Source organism: Clostridium neuense (assembly GCF_045310695.1).
In the GTDB taxonomy this organism is placed as follows: domain Bacteria; phylum Bacillota; class Clostridia; order Clostridiales; family Clostridiaceae; genus Clostridium_S; species Clostridium_S neuense.
In genome coordinates, this window is record NZ_JBJIAA010000013.1 from 72,988 (window position 1) to 87,175 (window position 14,188).

The following is a 14,188-nucleotide window of genomic DNA, read 5'->3' on the forward strand; positions in this document are numbered from 1 at the left end:
TTTAATCTTTAAAAAGCTACATCCTTAAAACCAAACACCTATAAGAAGGCCACTTTTCTTTAAAGGAATCCCCAATTACTTTTCCATCTTTTATCTCTACAATTCTATCCGCTTTTTCCGCAATTCTATTATCATGAGTAATTACAATGAATGTTGTTTTCATTTTTTCATTAATTCCTCTTAATAATTTATATATATTTACTGTAGCTTCAGAATCTAAATTTCCTGTAGGTTCATCTGACAATACAATTTTAGGATTATTTATAAGAGCTCTTGCAATAGCCGTTCTCTCCTGCTGTCCACCAGAAATATTGTTTGCAAAATTATTTTTCACTTTGCTTAATCCAACTAATTCTAAAAGTTCATTAGCTCTTTCTAATATCTCCCTAGAAGGCTTTGAATTTCCAATCATATATGGCATCATAACATTTTCAAGAACAGTAAACTCAGGAAGCAAATAATGAAATTGAAATATAAATCCTATAGTTTTATTTCTAAGTTCCAAAAGTTCATTTTTTTTCATAGTATCTGTTCTTACTCCATTAATATAAATTTCACCTGTTGTTGGCTTATCTAAAGTTCCCATTATATTTAACAAAGTACTTTTTCCGCTTCCAGAGGCACCTATTATAGAGTTAAAGGTTCCCTCCTCAAAAGAAATATTTACATCCTTTAGAACTTTTGTCTTTATAACTTTTCCATAAACTTTACTTACATCATTTAAACTAATTATATCAGGCATTTCTAATCACCTCTATCGGATTTAATTTTGACGAACTCTTTGCTGGAATAAGTGAAGCTATAACTGCCGATAATACCGCAAATGTTGCAGATAAAATTATAAAGTTATAGTCAATATAAAGTTCGACAAGTGGTGTACCATCTGGATTTAATACAAATTTACTAAACATATACCCTAAACCAAGACCTATAGCCACTCCTATTATTGCTCCCATAATCCCTAGTAATAATCCTTCAAATAAAAATATAAAGCTTGCCTCTCTATCCTTAATTCCCATTGCTTTAAGTATTCCTATTTGCTTATACTTTTGAACCACAGTTACAACTAAAACGCTAGATATGCCTAAAATAACCGATATCATTACAAAAACTTGAATCATAATACTGGAAGCACTTTGACTATTTAATCCGCTTAAAAGAGAAGCATTTTGAGCTTTCCAATTATCTACTTTCAAATCCTTACCAACTTTTTTAGAAATACTATCTGCTATTTCATCTGCTTTAAATACATCTGAAACCTGCATTTCTATTCCAGTAATTTTATCTCCTGAAGAAAACATACTAGCCTCAGTTTTTACATTAGTAACTAACCAACTTTTATTTATACTAGCTACCTTTAAATCATAAAATCCAGTTATCTTCATTTTCTTTACTTGGCCTGAATTTGTAATTATATCTATATTGTCATTCAAATTCAAACCCAATTCACTTTTTAAATCTTTCCCTATTACTGTTTCAAAATTACTAGTTGGAAATTTCCCTTCATAAATACTATTTTTAATATTATAAATTTTATCAAAATTATTAATCTCAACACCTCTGATTAAAACAGAGTATGTCTTGTTTTGCAATTTTATAAGTGCTGGATTGTCCAAAACCGCAGAAACATTTTTTATTCTATTATCTGACTTCTTCACTTCATCAACTAAACTTCCATAATTTTCTATAAGCTTATCCGAAGAATTTGAAGTTATAGTAACTTGAGAAGAATTTCCAATGGTTTTATTTATAAGGCTTTTTTGTAGCCCCTGTATTAATGATCCTATAAATATTTGTACAGATACCCCAATCGCTATGCCTAAAACTATTAATGCAGTTTGGCCTTTTGTAGACTTTAAAAATCTAACAGCAATTTTAAATGGCAGTTTCAATTTTTCCCCTCCCCTATATATAGAAAATAATCATTGCGTTTTAATAACTATTATTAGCAATATAATAAAACATATATGGAAATAATTTAATAGTTATTTTAAAATGAAAATAGTGAAAAGCAATATCTAAAACCATGGTCATTGCTTTTCACTATTTTTTCATTATGATATCATACTATTTAAACATAATTAGAAGTATAAATCATAATCCCATATTTCTTTCTTTATTGTTTAACTTCAGCGCTAAATAACTTTCCCCATAATCAAATTTACTTAGCTTTTAATAATTGTACCATTAGGTAACAGTTTATCACTTCCCCCATTTTTTATACTAATACTTTATCATTTTTCATTATTTTACAATTATTTTTACCATTTTCCATTTATTTTCATACAACAAATTTCGACTTTTAGCAAAATTACCCTATCAAAGGAAATTTTAAAAATCACCTTATAAATAAGGCAGTAGTATTTTCAGCTTAAATGGGTTCTCTATTGTCCCAAAAGTCAAAATATACATTCCGCTACTACAGTAATTTAAAATATATACGATATTAAATATATGTATAAACTATACAGGAAGGGATTATTATGGATTTATCTTTAAACTGCAAAAAATCAACTTATAACGCTGAAGTAAATACTACAGATAAATGTAGAAGGTCATCAAACAATTGCACTAACACAGTTGAGCCTTCAAACACTTCAAATTTAAAAAACACAGCTGACTCAAGCATATCTGATGATGCTATGACAGCATATAAATTTTTAAACCGCATAAAGGATTCTGCAAAAGATATTAAAGACTCTTCTTTTGCATCAAAGTATACTTTTGAATATGAAGCAATACAAAACGAAATCAGTGCTGATATCTATGGAACAAATACAGATAAATATAAAAATTTGCTAGATAATGCATTTAAAAATGCAGTTACCGAGGCTTCTATTCCTCCTTTCAACTCCCCTAGCAAAGACCTTAAAATAAAAATGTCAGCTTCTAATCTACTTGAGTGTGAAAAACAATCTGAAACGGCCACAGGTCTTGTTTGGATGTTTAAAGCTGAACATAAAAGAATTTTAAAAGAAATAGAAGATTATAGAAAAAAGAAGAATCATGAAATGGTAACTTCACTAACCCAATTAGGTAATACCTATAAACAGGTAATAGATAATATTTCTGGTACAAGAGATATACTAAAAACTATTATGAATGATAATCTTAATGATGATCCAAACAAGTAATTTATTTACTTACAAGAACTAGAGATTACCAAAATTTCCTATGTTTAATGCGGCAATCTCTAGTTCTTGTATATTAATTCACCTTCCATCTTATAACAATATTAGTATTCTACTCATTTAACTTTTCAGTAAACTGTAGCAATTTTTGAGCTAACTCATTAATGCTTTCACTGCTTGATATTAGTTGGTCTGCTTGAGCTGCTTGACTTTCACTTGCATTTGTAAATATATTTATAAAATTTAATATACCATTTATATCATTTTTTATTTCATCTAAATTATTACCAATATCAACAGCTGAAGACTTACTTTGAGCTGCAAGATTACGTATCTCCTGTGAAACAACAGCAAATCCTTTACCATGCTCACCAGCTCTTGCAGACTCTATAGCAGCATTTATTCCAAGCATATTAGTTGTCTTAGAAACTCCTTTTATGTACTTTAAGATATCATCCATTTTATTAAGCCCATTTGAAGACTTATTTGCAAGTTCACCTATACTATGACTATTTGCAGCTAGTTCCTCCGCCGAATTTGCCATTTCCCGTGCAGATGCAGTTAATTGTTCTGCAAATTTGTTTAAATTACTTGTTATTTCAGCAATATCTTTTTCTTGTACTTCGGTTAAATCCATATTTATCCCCTCCAATTGTGTTATATAGTATCAAGTATCTTCATTTTACATATAAAACACAGCCTATACATCACCCAAAAGGGTGAAAAAAAGGATGATTATCAAAATCATCCTTTATCATAGCTTGAAATTAAAAAATTGAAATCTACAACTTTTTAGTTTCAAGCTATTTATCTATATTAATTTTAGCATTTTTGCCTTAGCTACTGCTCTTGTTCTGCTGTGAACATCAAGTTTTGTATATATATTTAAGAGATGTGTTTTGACCGTATTAACTGAAACAAAAAGTTTTTGAGCTATTTCTAAATTTGTAGCACCATCACATATAAGTTTAATAACTTCTATTTCTCTTTTGCTTAGCATCTCATTTGAAGAATCAGCTTTTATACTAAAGTTCGGCTCAAACTCAGATAATAAAACATCAATAAACGTACATATATCATCGTTACGTGTATATTTTTTTAGCTTACTCAGCATATTTTTCATCCATTTTCCTTCACCAATAAGACTTCTTACCAGCTTTTGCTTCCAAGCTAGAGCTACTGCTTTTTCAAGCTCACTTATAGCTTCTTCAATATGCCCATTTTTTTCGTAAGCCATAGATCTTAGAATCATTACCTTTGTTAATAAAGCATTAGCATCATATTTTTCAGCATTCTTTTCAAGTGAATTTAGTATTTTTCTTGCTTTATCCATCTTTCCTTCATAAATATACAGCCTTGTCTTAGCTATATAAAACTCAGGATAGAGCATGGTCATGTCCCCTTTTATTTCAGATGATATATTAATTATCCACTTCGAAGCTTTTATAATCTCGCCTCTTTTAAGGTAATTTTCCGTATTAAGACTTCCTACTTTTAACTTCATATCAAAAAACTCACTGCTAGAAAAATATTTTTTAAGCTTCTCTAAAGTAAGTTTGTATTCCTTAGAAAGCCCCTTTGCATTATATGTTTTGACAAGCATAAAATAATTTTCAGTTATTGTCCATGTATCTTCTCCATCTAATCCTAATCGTAAACCCTCCTTAGCCATAGCTGCTGATTTTTCAAGTTCATTCCATTCATAATAAACATCTGATAATTCAGCATATAAAAGACCTGCTACAGGAAGTAAAATATCGCCTTCTATCTTAAGCTTTGAGATTAAGTCTTTGCATTTTTTCTCAACCTCTTTATGCTTTCCCTTAAGTTTATCTCCTATAAATAACAGCTTACTTGCAACCACCTCAATATACCCTTCGCCAGTTTCAGTGCTTATTTTCAAACATTCTTTTAAATAATATTCTGCCTCTGCAACCTCACCTTTAAAAAGATATCCCTTTGCTATATTAAAAATCATAAGTTGGGTCAAAAACTCTTTTGGCTTTAGCTCTTTAATAACATTTTTACAATCATCTATTATTTTATCTATATTATTTATATCTACTATATTGGTAGAAGTTAAAGCTAATATTTCCGCTTTTGCTAACCTGTTTATATTGGCACATTCCTCCGCCATAATTATATACTGTGAAGCTTCACTTGCTTTTCTATCCGCTGATGCTGCCCATGCACTATTCATAATTAATCTAGAATTAGCTTTAACTATATCCTTAGGAAGCATTTCATTCCATTTACCAAGCAGCTTAGCTTGCCCACTGCAAAGTATTTCACTGCTAATCTCTTCAATAAGGCATACAGCTTTCTTAAAGTTTTCTCCCTTTATATAATTCTCTACTGCTTTATTTACTTGCTTATTAGCTTCATACCATTCAGCTGCTCTGTTAAATAATTTATGTATAATATCATCGCTTAGTTTATCTAGCTGTCTTTTCAAAAAACTTCTAAATAAATTATGATAACGAAACCATTTTCTTTCACCATCAAGGCTTATTAAAAATAAATTTAACCTTTCAACTTCTTTAATAATGTCAATACTATTATTAATACTAAGTAAATAATTACCAAATTCAACAGAAAACTGATCAACAATGGACGTGGACATTAAAAATTTTTTTGTATTTTCGCTTAAGCTTAAAAATACTTCTTCCATCATATACTCAAACACAAAATTGTTATTTAAGCTTTTTTCACCAAAATTTTTAATAGTAAGTACCATCATTTGAATTCCTGCAGCCCAACCTTCTGTTTCTTTCCATACCTCACTGCATTTATCAAAAGGAGTTTTATTATCCAATGTTTTACAAACAAACTGAGTAGTTTCTTCATACGTTAACTGCAAATCGTATTGATTAATTTCCAAAATACTATCTGCCGCTCTAAGTCTTGAAAGCGTGAGTTTCGGAAAAGTTCTGCTAAGAATCAAAAAATGTAAGTTTAAAGACATATTCATTATCAAAAACTTTATATTTTTAAGTATGCTATCATTTGTTATGACATTAAAATCATCAATAACCATAAGTATTTCCCCATCAAATTTACAAACAGTATTTATAAAATGAGAAATATACAGTTTATTAAACATTGCTGCTTCACTTCTAATGTCATTTATACCTGGCATTTTCTTATACAAGGACATAAAAAAATAACTCCAAAAGCATTCCGGATCATTATCATCTTCATCTAATGACAACCAAGTTGTGATTAGTTTTCTTTTTTTCTTTTCCGAAAGCCATGAAGTTACAAGCGTGGTTTTACCATATCCGGCTGGAGCTGTTACTAATGTAATCCTATACTCAAAACATGTATCTAGCTTTCTAAATAGTCTTGGTCTTTTAACCACTTTTGAATCTATGGTTGGAATATTAAATTTAGTTGTAATTAGTTGATTTTCTTTATACATAAAAATCTCTTTTCTACTATAGCTTTTGTGATTAATTTTACTACAAAAGTTGTTCACAGTAAATGTAAAAGGAATTCTTAAGTTAAGTTAACGCCTTCTAAATCAAAACTAAAGCAAGTTTCATTTTTTCCATCACTCTTTACACTAATATTCCCATTCATCCTTGCAATTACTTCTCTCGCTATAGATAAACCAAGGCCTGCCCCTTCTTCTTTATGGGATTTATCTACTTTATAAAAGCGATCAAATATCAATGCTAAATCTTCCTCATTAATTATTGATCCTGTATTATGTATAGATACTACAGCCCTTGCATTTTCATATTTCGCTGACAGTGTAATCGTACTATTTTCCTTAGCAAATTTTAAAGCATTGTCTATTAAAATAGTAATTACTTGACCAATACGATCAATATTTCCTTTTGCGTATATTGGCTTTTCACTTTTCTTTACAACTAGCCTCATATTCTTTTCTTGCACTAAAATTTCAAACTTGTCCTGCTCATCATAAAGTATATTTGAAACATCGACAATCTGCATGTCAAAAGGCGTATTCCTTGACTGCAATCTCGATAATTCAAACAAATCATTTACGAGTCTATTTAATCTTTCAACTTCATTATAAATAATTTCGTAAAAATGCTTTCTCTTTTCATCATCTTTAACCATTCCTTCTTTAAGTGGAATAATCAGCCCTTTAACAGCTGTAAGAGGTGATCTTAGCTCATGGGAAACATTAGCCACATAATCCTTTCTAGTCTGTTCAAGTCTTACAGCTTCCGTAACATCACGAAAAAGCAGTACTGTACCTACAATACCGTTATCTTCAGAACGTATTGGTGAACCTGAAATCAAAATACTCTTTTCTTTAAAGGAGCATGTAGTTATTTCTGTTTTTTCATTTTCAACCGCCGCCAAAGATATTGTACGCATTATTTCATATAAATCATCTTCTAATTCTTCCAGCTTACTTTGATTTCCAAACATTTTTTCAAAAGTTGTATTCTTCAAATTAACTTGCTGAGCTAAATCAAATCCCAATAGTCCATCACTCATAGAATTAAGTATCTGCTTTAGTAGGTCTCCCTCAATTGTAAGTGAACTAATTGTTTTGGATAATTCTGCTGCCATTTGATTTAGTGTAACTGCCAGCTGGCCCATTTCTCCGCTATAATTATCTTTTGCCCTAACTGAAAAATCCCCCTCCGACATAGCAATTGCAACTTTCTTCATTTCTACCAGTGGACTAGCCATCTTTCTAGATGCATATAATACAATTGGGCATACCACTACTAAAGTAATGAGCATAGAGCAAAGTATTCCTGTGTTTACTCCAAATATTATTTTATTAGTGACCTTTACCCTATCTTCTATGTAACTTCCATAAAAGCTATACAGTGTAATGGTTAATCCTATTGATGCTAGTATAAATATTATCATTACAAAAAAAATAATTTTAACAAAGGAACTACTTATATTTAAATACTTTTCTCTTTTCTTCATATTCCATCCTCAAATTTATATCCTACACCATAAACGGACTGTATGCGTTCTGCATAATCCATAGGTAAGTGTGAGCGAATTCTGTTAATGTGAGTATCTATTGTTCTTCTGTCTACATAAGTATAATCTGCACCCCATACTTTGTCCAATATCTCATCTCTTGAAAGTGCAACACCTGGATTTGATATTAGCATAAATAATATTTCAATTTCCTTTGGGGTTGCATCAATTGAAACATTATTTAAAAGTAATTTGTAGGTTGAGGCATTTACTTCAAGCTCCCGAAACCTAACAATGGATGCCAACTTTTTAACATTTATATCTTCTAATCTTCTAAGTACAGTTTTTACCCTTGCAACCACTTCTCTTGGGTTAAAAGGTTTTACAATATAATCATCAGCTCCAAGTTCAAGCCCTAAAAGAATATCAATTTCTTCTCCCTTAGCTGTTAGCATAATAATTGGAATTTTAGATACTTTTCGTATTTCTTTGCATACTTCAATTCCTGATAAACCAGGCATCATAATGTCTAAAATAACTAAATCAAATTTACCCTTCAAGGCTTTTTCTAAGGATTCTTTTCCATCATATACACTTGTATATAAAAAATTATCTGCTTCTAAATATATACCAAGAGATGTATGAACTGCTATATCATCATCGCATATAAGAATACTTGCCATTTTAATTTCTCCAATCCTACTCAGTTACAAATACTGCAATTCCTATTAATCCGGGACCAACATGTACACCTAACACTGGACTTATTTGTCCCATTATTTTTACTATACAATCAGGAATTAATTCTTCCAGTTTATCTTTAATATCTGGTAATTCTATTCTATTTCCACTGCACATAATTGCAATCTCTGCTTTTTTCCCCCTACTTGCAAATTCCTTTACCAGTGCAACCGCCTTGTTAATACACCTTTTAGAACCACGTTCCTTTCCAGCAATACAATATATGCCATCTTTATCACAGGTAATAATTGGCTTTATGCCAAGTGCCGATCCAAGCATAGAAGCCACACGCCCAATTCTGCCGCCTTTTCTTAAATATTCTAGAGTTTCAACACAAAAGAAAACTTTTGAATTACCATACTCTGCCTCAAGCAACTGTATTGTCTCTTCGTAATCCTTTCCTTCTTCTAAATGATTTGCCACTGATATTGCATACATACCGCTTGCAATAGCTATATTTTTCGTGTCAAATAAGTATGTCTTAATCCCTTTTTCTTTAAATTCATCACTAACTAATCTAACAAGATTAAAAGTTCCACTTAAATTACTTGAAATACTAATGGATATAATTTTATCATACCCATCCTCAATTATATTATTAAACACTTCTTTTGCATCTGCATATTCCGGCAGAGAAGTAGTTGGAATTTCTACGCTTAACTTTTCATATATTTCTTCTGGTGAAATATCAATTCTATCTCTATAAGACTGTCCTTTATAATTTATTCTAAGTGGCAATACGTAAATTGGATATTTTTCTAAATACTCCTCTGGCACATCACAGCAGGAATCAACCAAAATTGCGAACCCATAATTTTTATTTTTTAAATTATTACTTTGTATTTTGCTATCCATTAAATATAACATTCCTTTCATAAAACCTACTACTATCATTCGTCTTAATTATATTTGATATACAAAGTAAATTCTACAAACTTAACATTTGTTCACATTTGTTTGACCCAAACTGTGAATTCAACGAAAAATACACTAAAAGCATAGTTATCAATATCTAAATTTGCTTCTTATTAAATATTGAAATAGCTCCTATAATACAAGCTAATATTAAAACACTTGAAATAAAGATTGGATAATATAATTCCGATACCTTTACAGAATTAGTTAGTAACGCTACATTATTAGAAGAAAGAGAAAAAGGATTATATTTTTGAAGCTTAGGAAATACATTAAGAAGCATTAAAATTGCAATAGCTGCACCTGTTATAAAAAGGCATCCGTAACTACTTTTTACAAGAGACCCTCCTAATAAAATTATTGCCGATAAAAGCACTCCAAATAGCCATAAGCAAAATACTGAAAGCAACAAATTATGCATTTCATGGTTTTTAAACAAGTATGCTGTATATATGAAAGTCATTGCAAAGGCTAACGCATAACTTGTCGTCCAAATAATTATCATAGCGGTGAATTTTGATAATATAACTGTACTTCTATTTAAACCCTTCGTAAGCATATTAATTAACGTCCCTTTAGACAACTCATTTGCTAAAACACCACTAAATATTAATGCAGCAACAATTAACCCCATACCAGAAATATTCTTAAAAAATTGTTTCCAGGCATCAATTGCAGTGGGCTCTGGCATAGTTATCTTCATTCCATCTTGATTAGCATAAGAAATAAGCTTTGGCATTAATTTTGCTGCAAGAGGACTCATCATTCCAAAAGCAAAGAAAACAGCTATAATGATAAAAAACTTGTATGTCCTAACACTTTCAAGAAGTTCTTTTTTAAAAAATGCAATATAATTCCTCACTTTACTACCTCCATAAACAAGCTTTCCAGTGTTGGCTCCAGCATTTCAAATTTAACTGGAGTTATTTGCTTTTCTGATAATAAATCAATTAAAAACTGCCCACCATTTTTTATATCTGAAGCTTTAGCTATAACCTCAGCTCCAGCTCTTTTTAGCTGCACTTTTAAAGCCTTTAATTCTTCACACTCATAAAAACAAACCGCATCTTTTTCACTCATGAAATCTATAACAAAAGAATCTCTTCTATACTGCTCTTTTATCTCCGAAAGCGTTCCTGAAAGTACAATTTTTCCTTTATTTAAAATAGCAACATGATCACAAATACGCTCAACATCAGAAAGAATATGCGTTGAAAATATTACTGTAGTTTTTCCTTTTACAGAGAGCAAAATATCAAGAATTTCCTTCCTACCAATTGGATCAAGTGCCGAAGTAGGCTCATCGCAAATTAATAGTTTTGGTTCATTTAAAAGTGCCTGCGCAATTCCAAGCCTTTGCTTCATACCTCGGGAAAAGCCTCCAATTCTTCTATTTACATTTGAAATTCCAACTAAGGAAAGAAGTTTTTCGCTTCTTTCCTTTATTTGATTTTTTGTAAGTCCAGTAATCTCGCCGCAAAGCTTAAGGTACTCTGTAGGTTTCATATATCCATAAAATTCAGGAACATCTGGAAGATAACCTACATTGCGATTAGTTTTCGTTTCACCATAGTTTACCTTTTCACCGCACACATAAATGTTTCCACCGTTAGGCTTTAAGAGTCCAAGTACCATCTTCATAGTAGTAGTCTTTCCAGCTCCATTTTGCCCCATAAAACCAAATACTGAATGTTCTGGAACTTGTAAATCTAAACCATTAATTACTGTATTACTTCCGAAGCTTTTGTAAAGTCCACTTACCTCTAAAACATTCATTATTCATCACCTCTACCTATTGTAAAATAAACAATAGGACCTATAAATTCAAAAATCAGCACTACTATTATCCACATTACTTTATTTCCAAAACGATAATTGGGATGTTTTAATACATGAATAAGAGCTGCAACTGCCAAAGCAATTTCTATAATAACAAGTGGAATTATAAAAGGTAAATATTCGGAAAGATTGCTCATATTTATGCCTCCTCACAATTATTTCTTAACTTTTCTACTATACTTTTAAAACGCGAATTATCCTTAAGCACTGCAAAATTTGGATTACCTATTACAGAATTAAGCATGTTTTGTTTTATAGTTTTTTCGTCAGTTACAGGTTTTACTCCTAGATCAAGCTGCAAAAGCCAATCATCTAATAAATCAAAGAAATCATCTCCATGGAGTTTAATTGGATAAATATCACCTATTGAAATTTCCGTATATTTATTTAGTATATCCAGAGCCTTATCCTGCTCTCCTAAACTTGCATAACCCTGAGCTGCATATATATAAACCTTTAATAAAAATGTTGGATGAAGTTTTTCCATATTAAAAGCTTCTATAATTGCAAACACCCTTCGAAATATTTCTTCATATTTCTCTTTATCATTAATATAAAAAGTACTGTAAAGCTCAAAGGCATCAATTAAGCTCAATGTATATTGATACATACTAATCTGCAAAGTTTTTTTAGCATCCTCATTTTTACCAATCATTTGATATGCCATTGCTACTATGGTTTCATTAGGTATCATTACCCTATTATTTGAATCCTCCAGTAATTGGAGTGCACCTTTTGGATCATTAGTATATAGGCAACATACAGCTTCTATATTGAGTGCCTGCCTAGATAATTCTACATCTTCGCTTTCGAGCTTTACCCTTACAAAAAGCTCCTTTGCTTCCTGTAATAAAGCTTTTTGACTCTCTCCATCCTTTAAAAGCAAACTATGATTGAGTAAAAGAATTCCCATTTGAAGGAGCAGTGGAAAACATGAATAGTATTTTTTTATAATTTCGCGACAGTGTTTTATAACTTCATCAAAGGGTTTCTCTGCAAAATCTGCAGCTAGTTTATGATAAAGCTTATTTATATCTTCTTTTGTCATTTGCGGTTCATATCCAATTAATTCATCAACACTAATGTTAAAGTACGCTGCAAGCTGCGGCAAAAAAACAATATCAGGATAACTTAAACCCGTTTCCCATTTTGAAACCGAAGCCTTTGAAACACCAATATAATTTGCAATCTCTTCTTGGGTTATTCCCTTTTCTCTTCTTTTACTTACAAGTACCTTTGCCAAATTTATTTCTTTCATAGGATCTCCTCCTTATATATATACACCATTGTAAATTTCCATAGTTGAATTGGTATAGCTATATTGTATGCAAAAAAAATCAACCACTCAATAGATTTGTGGTTGATTTAAGTTAAAAAAGTCAACTAATAAGAAACAAATACTCAAACTTTAAATTACATTTAGCTTACTTATTCATGGAAGTAATAATAGCATCTACAATATTGTCCATTGATGAAGCATCATCTTCCTTCATAGCTGAACTTACTGTAGCTTCACTATCTAAAACAGTCATTTCCTTCATTTCATCTAAAAGCTCTCGCATAAGCTTAGAGGCTTGAGGGGCCCATGAACCATTTTCTATAAATGCAAAGGTACGTTTTTGAAGGTTTAAAGCTTTCATATCCATTATATAATTAAGCATAGGTGGATATATTTTTAGGTTATAAGTCACAGATGCAAGAACTACATGACTGTATTTAAAGGTTTCTGAAATTAAGTACGATACATGAGTTTTTGAAACATCATACATAGATACATTTGTCATTCCCTTTTTAACCAGCCTAGTTGCCAAATCTGTTGCTGCCGCCTCTGTATTTCCGTACATTGTTGCATAAACAATCATTACACCTTTTTCTTCTGGTTCATAGCTGCTCCACTTGTTATATTTATCTAATAAATATCCAAAATCATTACGCCATACCAGGCCATGCAGCGGACAAATAAATTTTATATCCAGTGTGCCTGCTTTTTTCAGCAGTGCTTGAACATGTGGTCCATACTTACCTACAATATTTGTGTAATACCTTCTAGCATCATCAAGCCAGTCACGGTCAAAATTCACCTCATCATTAAATAATTTACCATCCAAAGCTCCAAAAGATCCAAAAGCATCCGCTGAAAATAGAACACCATTTGTAGTATCATAGGTAACCATAGCTTCCGGCCAGTGTACCATTGGGGCAGAAACAAAAGCAACCACATGCTTTCCAAAAGACATTGTGTCTCCTTCTTTAACCTTTATTACCTTATCATCAATATGAAAACCAAATTGATGCATAAACATAACTGCCTTTTCTGTACATATAATTTTTGCTTCTGGATAACGAAGAGCAATTTCCTCAATGCAAGCCGCATGATCAGGTTCAACATGATTTATTACTATATAGTCAAGCTTTCTGCCCTTTAAAACAGCTTCAATATTTGAGGTAAATTGACGGCAAATTGACCAATCAACTGTATCAAAAAGTACTGCTTTTTCATCTAAAAGCACATACGAGTTATAAGAAACACCTCTTGGAATAGGATGAATATTTTCAAAAAGAGCAAGGCGATGATCATTTCCACCAACCCAATAAAGATCTTCAGTTACTTTTCTAACACAATACATAACTAATCCTCC

Annotated in this window: 13 protein-coding genes; 1 reads left to right on the top strand and 12 read right to left on the bottom strand. The window is 31.0% G+C overall.

What is annotated here, in order from left to right:
- Nucleotides 1-16 precede the first annotated feature (16 nt).
- Together ACJDT4_RS15825 and ACJDT4_RS15830 are read right to left on the bottom strand one after the other, a co-directional pair.
- The gene (locus tag ACJDT4_RS15825) at nucleotides 17-742 is read right to left on the bottom strand and encodes an ABC transporter ATP-binding protein (RefSeq protein ID WP_406788546.1); all 726 of its coding nucleotides are present in this window, start codon (nucleotides 740-742) and stop codon (nucleotides 17-19) included.
- Nucleotides 735-1,892 (bottom strand): ABC transporter permease, encoded by a 1,158-nt coding sequence (locus ACJDT4_RS15830; RefSeq protein WP_406788547.1) that lies wholly within the window; start codon nucleotides 1,890-1,892, stop codon nucleotides 735-737. The genes ACJDT4_RS15825 and ACJDT4_RS15830 overlap by 8 nt, the downstream gene beginning before the upstream one ends.
- Nucleotides 1,893-2,483: 591 nt before the next feature.
- Between ACJDT4_RS15830 and ACJDT4_RS15835 the strand changes: the two genes are divergently transcribed.
- Complete coding sequence (locus ACJDT4_RS15835) at nucleotides 2,484-3,134, top strand: hypothetical protein (protein WP_406788548.1); 651 nt, start codon at nucleotides 2,484-2,486, stop codon at nucleotides 3,132-3,134.
- 109 nt (nucleotides 3,135-3,243) lie between these two features.
- Here ACJDT4_RS15835 and ACJDT4_RS15840 read toward each other — a convergent pair whose 3' ends face one another.
- The 10 genes from ACJDT4_RS15840 to ACJDT4_RS15885 all read right to left on the bottom strand — a co-directional run bounded on the left by ACJDT4_RS15840 (nucleotide 3,244) and on the right by ACJDT4_RS15885 (nucleotide 14,176).
- On the bottom strand, nucleotides 3,244-3,768 hold the full coding sequence (locus ACJDT4_RS15840) for a methyl-accepting chemotaxis protein (RefSeq protein ID WP_406788549.1): 525 nt from the start codon (nucleotides 3,766-3,768) through the stop codon (nucleotides 3,244-3,246).
- 174 nt (nucleotides 3,769-3,942) lie between these two features.
- The gene (locus tag ACJDT4_RS15845; protein WP_406788550.1) at nucleotides 3,943-6,552 is read right to left on the bottom strand and encodes a winged helix-turn-helix domain-containing protein; all 2,610 of its coding nucleotides are present in this window, start codon (nucleotides 6,550-6,552) and stop codon (nucleotides 3,943-3,945) included.
- Between the two features lie 77 nt (nucleotides 6,553-6,629).
- The gene (locus ACJDT4_RS15850) at nucleotides 6,630-8,054 is read right to left on the bottom strand and encodes a HAMP domain-containing sensor histidine kinase (protein WP_406788551.1); all 1,425 of its coding nucleotides are present in this window, start codon (nucleotides 8,052-8,054) and stop codon (nucleotides 6,630-6,632) included.
- Nucleotides 8,051-8,737: a response regulator transcription factor gene (locus ACJDT4_RS15855; protein ID WP_406788552.1), complete on the bottom strand. Its 687-nt coding sequence runs from the start codon at nucleotides 8,735-8,737 to the stop codon at nucleotides 8,051-8,053. The genes ACJDT4_RS15850 and ACJDT4_RS15855 overlap by 4 nt, the downstream gene beginning before the upstream one ends.
- A 16-nt stretch (nucleotides 8,738-8,753) precedes the next feature.
- Nucleotides 8,754-9,650: a DegV family protein gene (locus tag ACJDT4_RS15860; RefSeq protein ID WP_406788553.1), complete on the bottom strand. Its 897-nt coding sequence runs from the start codon at nucleotides 9,648-9,650 to the stop codon at nucleotides 8,754-8,756.
- Nucleotides 9,651-9,807: 157 nt separating this feature from the next.
- The gene (locus tag ACJDT4_RS15865) at nucleotides 9,808-10,572 is read right to left on the bottom strand and encodes an ABC transporter permease (RefSeq protein WP_406788554.1); all 765 of its coding nucleotides are present in this window, start codon (nucleotides 10,570-10,572) and stop codon (nucleotides 9,808-9,810) included.
- Nucleotides 10,569-11,486, bottom strand: coding sequence for an ABC transporter ATP-binding protein (locus ACJDT4_RS15870; protein WP_406788555.1), 918 nt, complete (start codon nucleotides 11,484-11,486; stop codon nucleotides 10,569-10,571). Before ACJDT4_RS15870 ends, ACJDT4_RS15865 begins: the two co-directional genes overlap by 4 nt.
- Entirely contained in the window at nucleotides 11,486-11,686 is a 201-nt protein-coding gene (locus ACJDT4_RS15875) for a PLDc N-terminal domain-containing protein (protein WP_406788556.1), read from the bottom strand. Before ACJDT4_RS15875 ends, ACJDT4_RS15870 begins: the two co-directional genes overlap by 1 nt.
- A 2-nt stretch (nucleotides 11,687-11,688) precedes the next feature.
- Nucleotides 11,689-12,807: a helix-turn-helix domain-containing protein gene (locus ACJDT4_RS15880; protein ID WP_406788557.1), complete on the bottom strand. Its 1,119-nt coding sequence runs from the start codon at nucleotides 12,805-12,807 to the stop codon at nucleotides 11,689-11,691.
- Between the two features lie 166 nt (nucleotides 12,808-12,973).
- Nucleotides 12,974-14,176 carry an FprA family A-type flavoprotein gene (locus tag ACJDT4_RS15885; RefSeq protein WP_406788558.1) on the bottom strand — a complete coding sequence of 401 codons (1,203 nt, stop codon included), beginning with the start codon at nucleotides 14,174-14,176 and terminating at the stop codon, nucleotides 12,974-12,976.
- Between the last annotated feature and the right edge of the window lie 12 nt (nucleotides 14,177-14,188).

Coding starts and splice junctions, on each gene's coding strand:
- ACJDT4_RS15825 (WP_406788546.1), bottom strand. CDS start 742: ATGCCTGATATAATTAGTTTAAATGATGTAAGTAAAGTTTATGGAAAA.
- ACJDT4_RS15845 (WP_406788550.1), bottom strand. CDS start 6,552: ATGTATAAAGAAAATCAACTAATTACAACTAAATTTAATATTCCAACC.
- ACJDT4_RS15860 (WP_406788553.1), bottom strand. CDS start 9,650: ATGGATAGCAAAATACAAAGTAATAATTTAAAAAATAAAAATTATGGG.
- ACJDT4_RS15835 (WP_406788548.1), top strand. CDS start 2,484: ATGGATTTATCTTTAAACTGCAAAAAATCAACTTATAACGCTGAAGTA.
- ACJDT4_RS15875 (WP_406788556.1), bottom strand. CDS start 11,686: ATGAGCAATCTTTCCGAATATTTACCTTTTATAATTCCACTTGTTATT.
- ACJDT4_RS15870 (WP_406788555.1), bottom strand. CDS start 11,486: ATGAATGTTTTAGAGGTAAGTGGACTTTACAAAAGCTTCGGAAGTAAT.
- ACJDT4_RS15840 (WP_406788549.1), bottom strand. CDS start 3,768: ATGGATTTAACCGAAGTACAAGAAAAAGATATTGCTGAAATAACAAGT.
- ACJDT4_RS15880 (WP_406788557.1), bottom strand. CDS start 12,807: ATGAAAGAAATAAATTTGGCAAAGGTACTTGTAAGTAAAAGAAGAGAA.
- ACJDT4_RS15850 (WP_406788551.1), bottom strand. CDS start 8,054: ATGAAGAAAAGAGAAAAGTATTTAAATATAAGTAGTTCCTTTGTTAAA.
- ACJDT4_RS15885 (WP_406788558.1), bottom strand. CDS start 14,176: ATGTATTGTGTTAGAAAAGTAACTGAAGATCTTTATTGGGTTGGTGGA.
- ACJDT4_RS15855 (WP_406788552.1), bottom strand. CDS start 8,737: ATGGCAAGTATTCTTATATGCGATGATGATATAGCAGTTCATACATCT.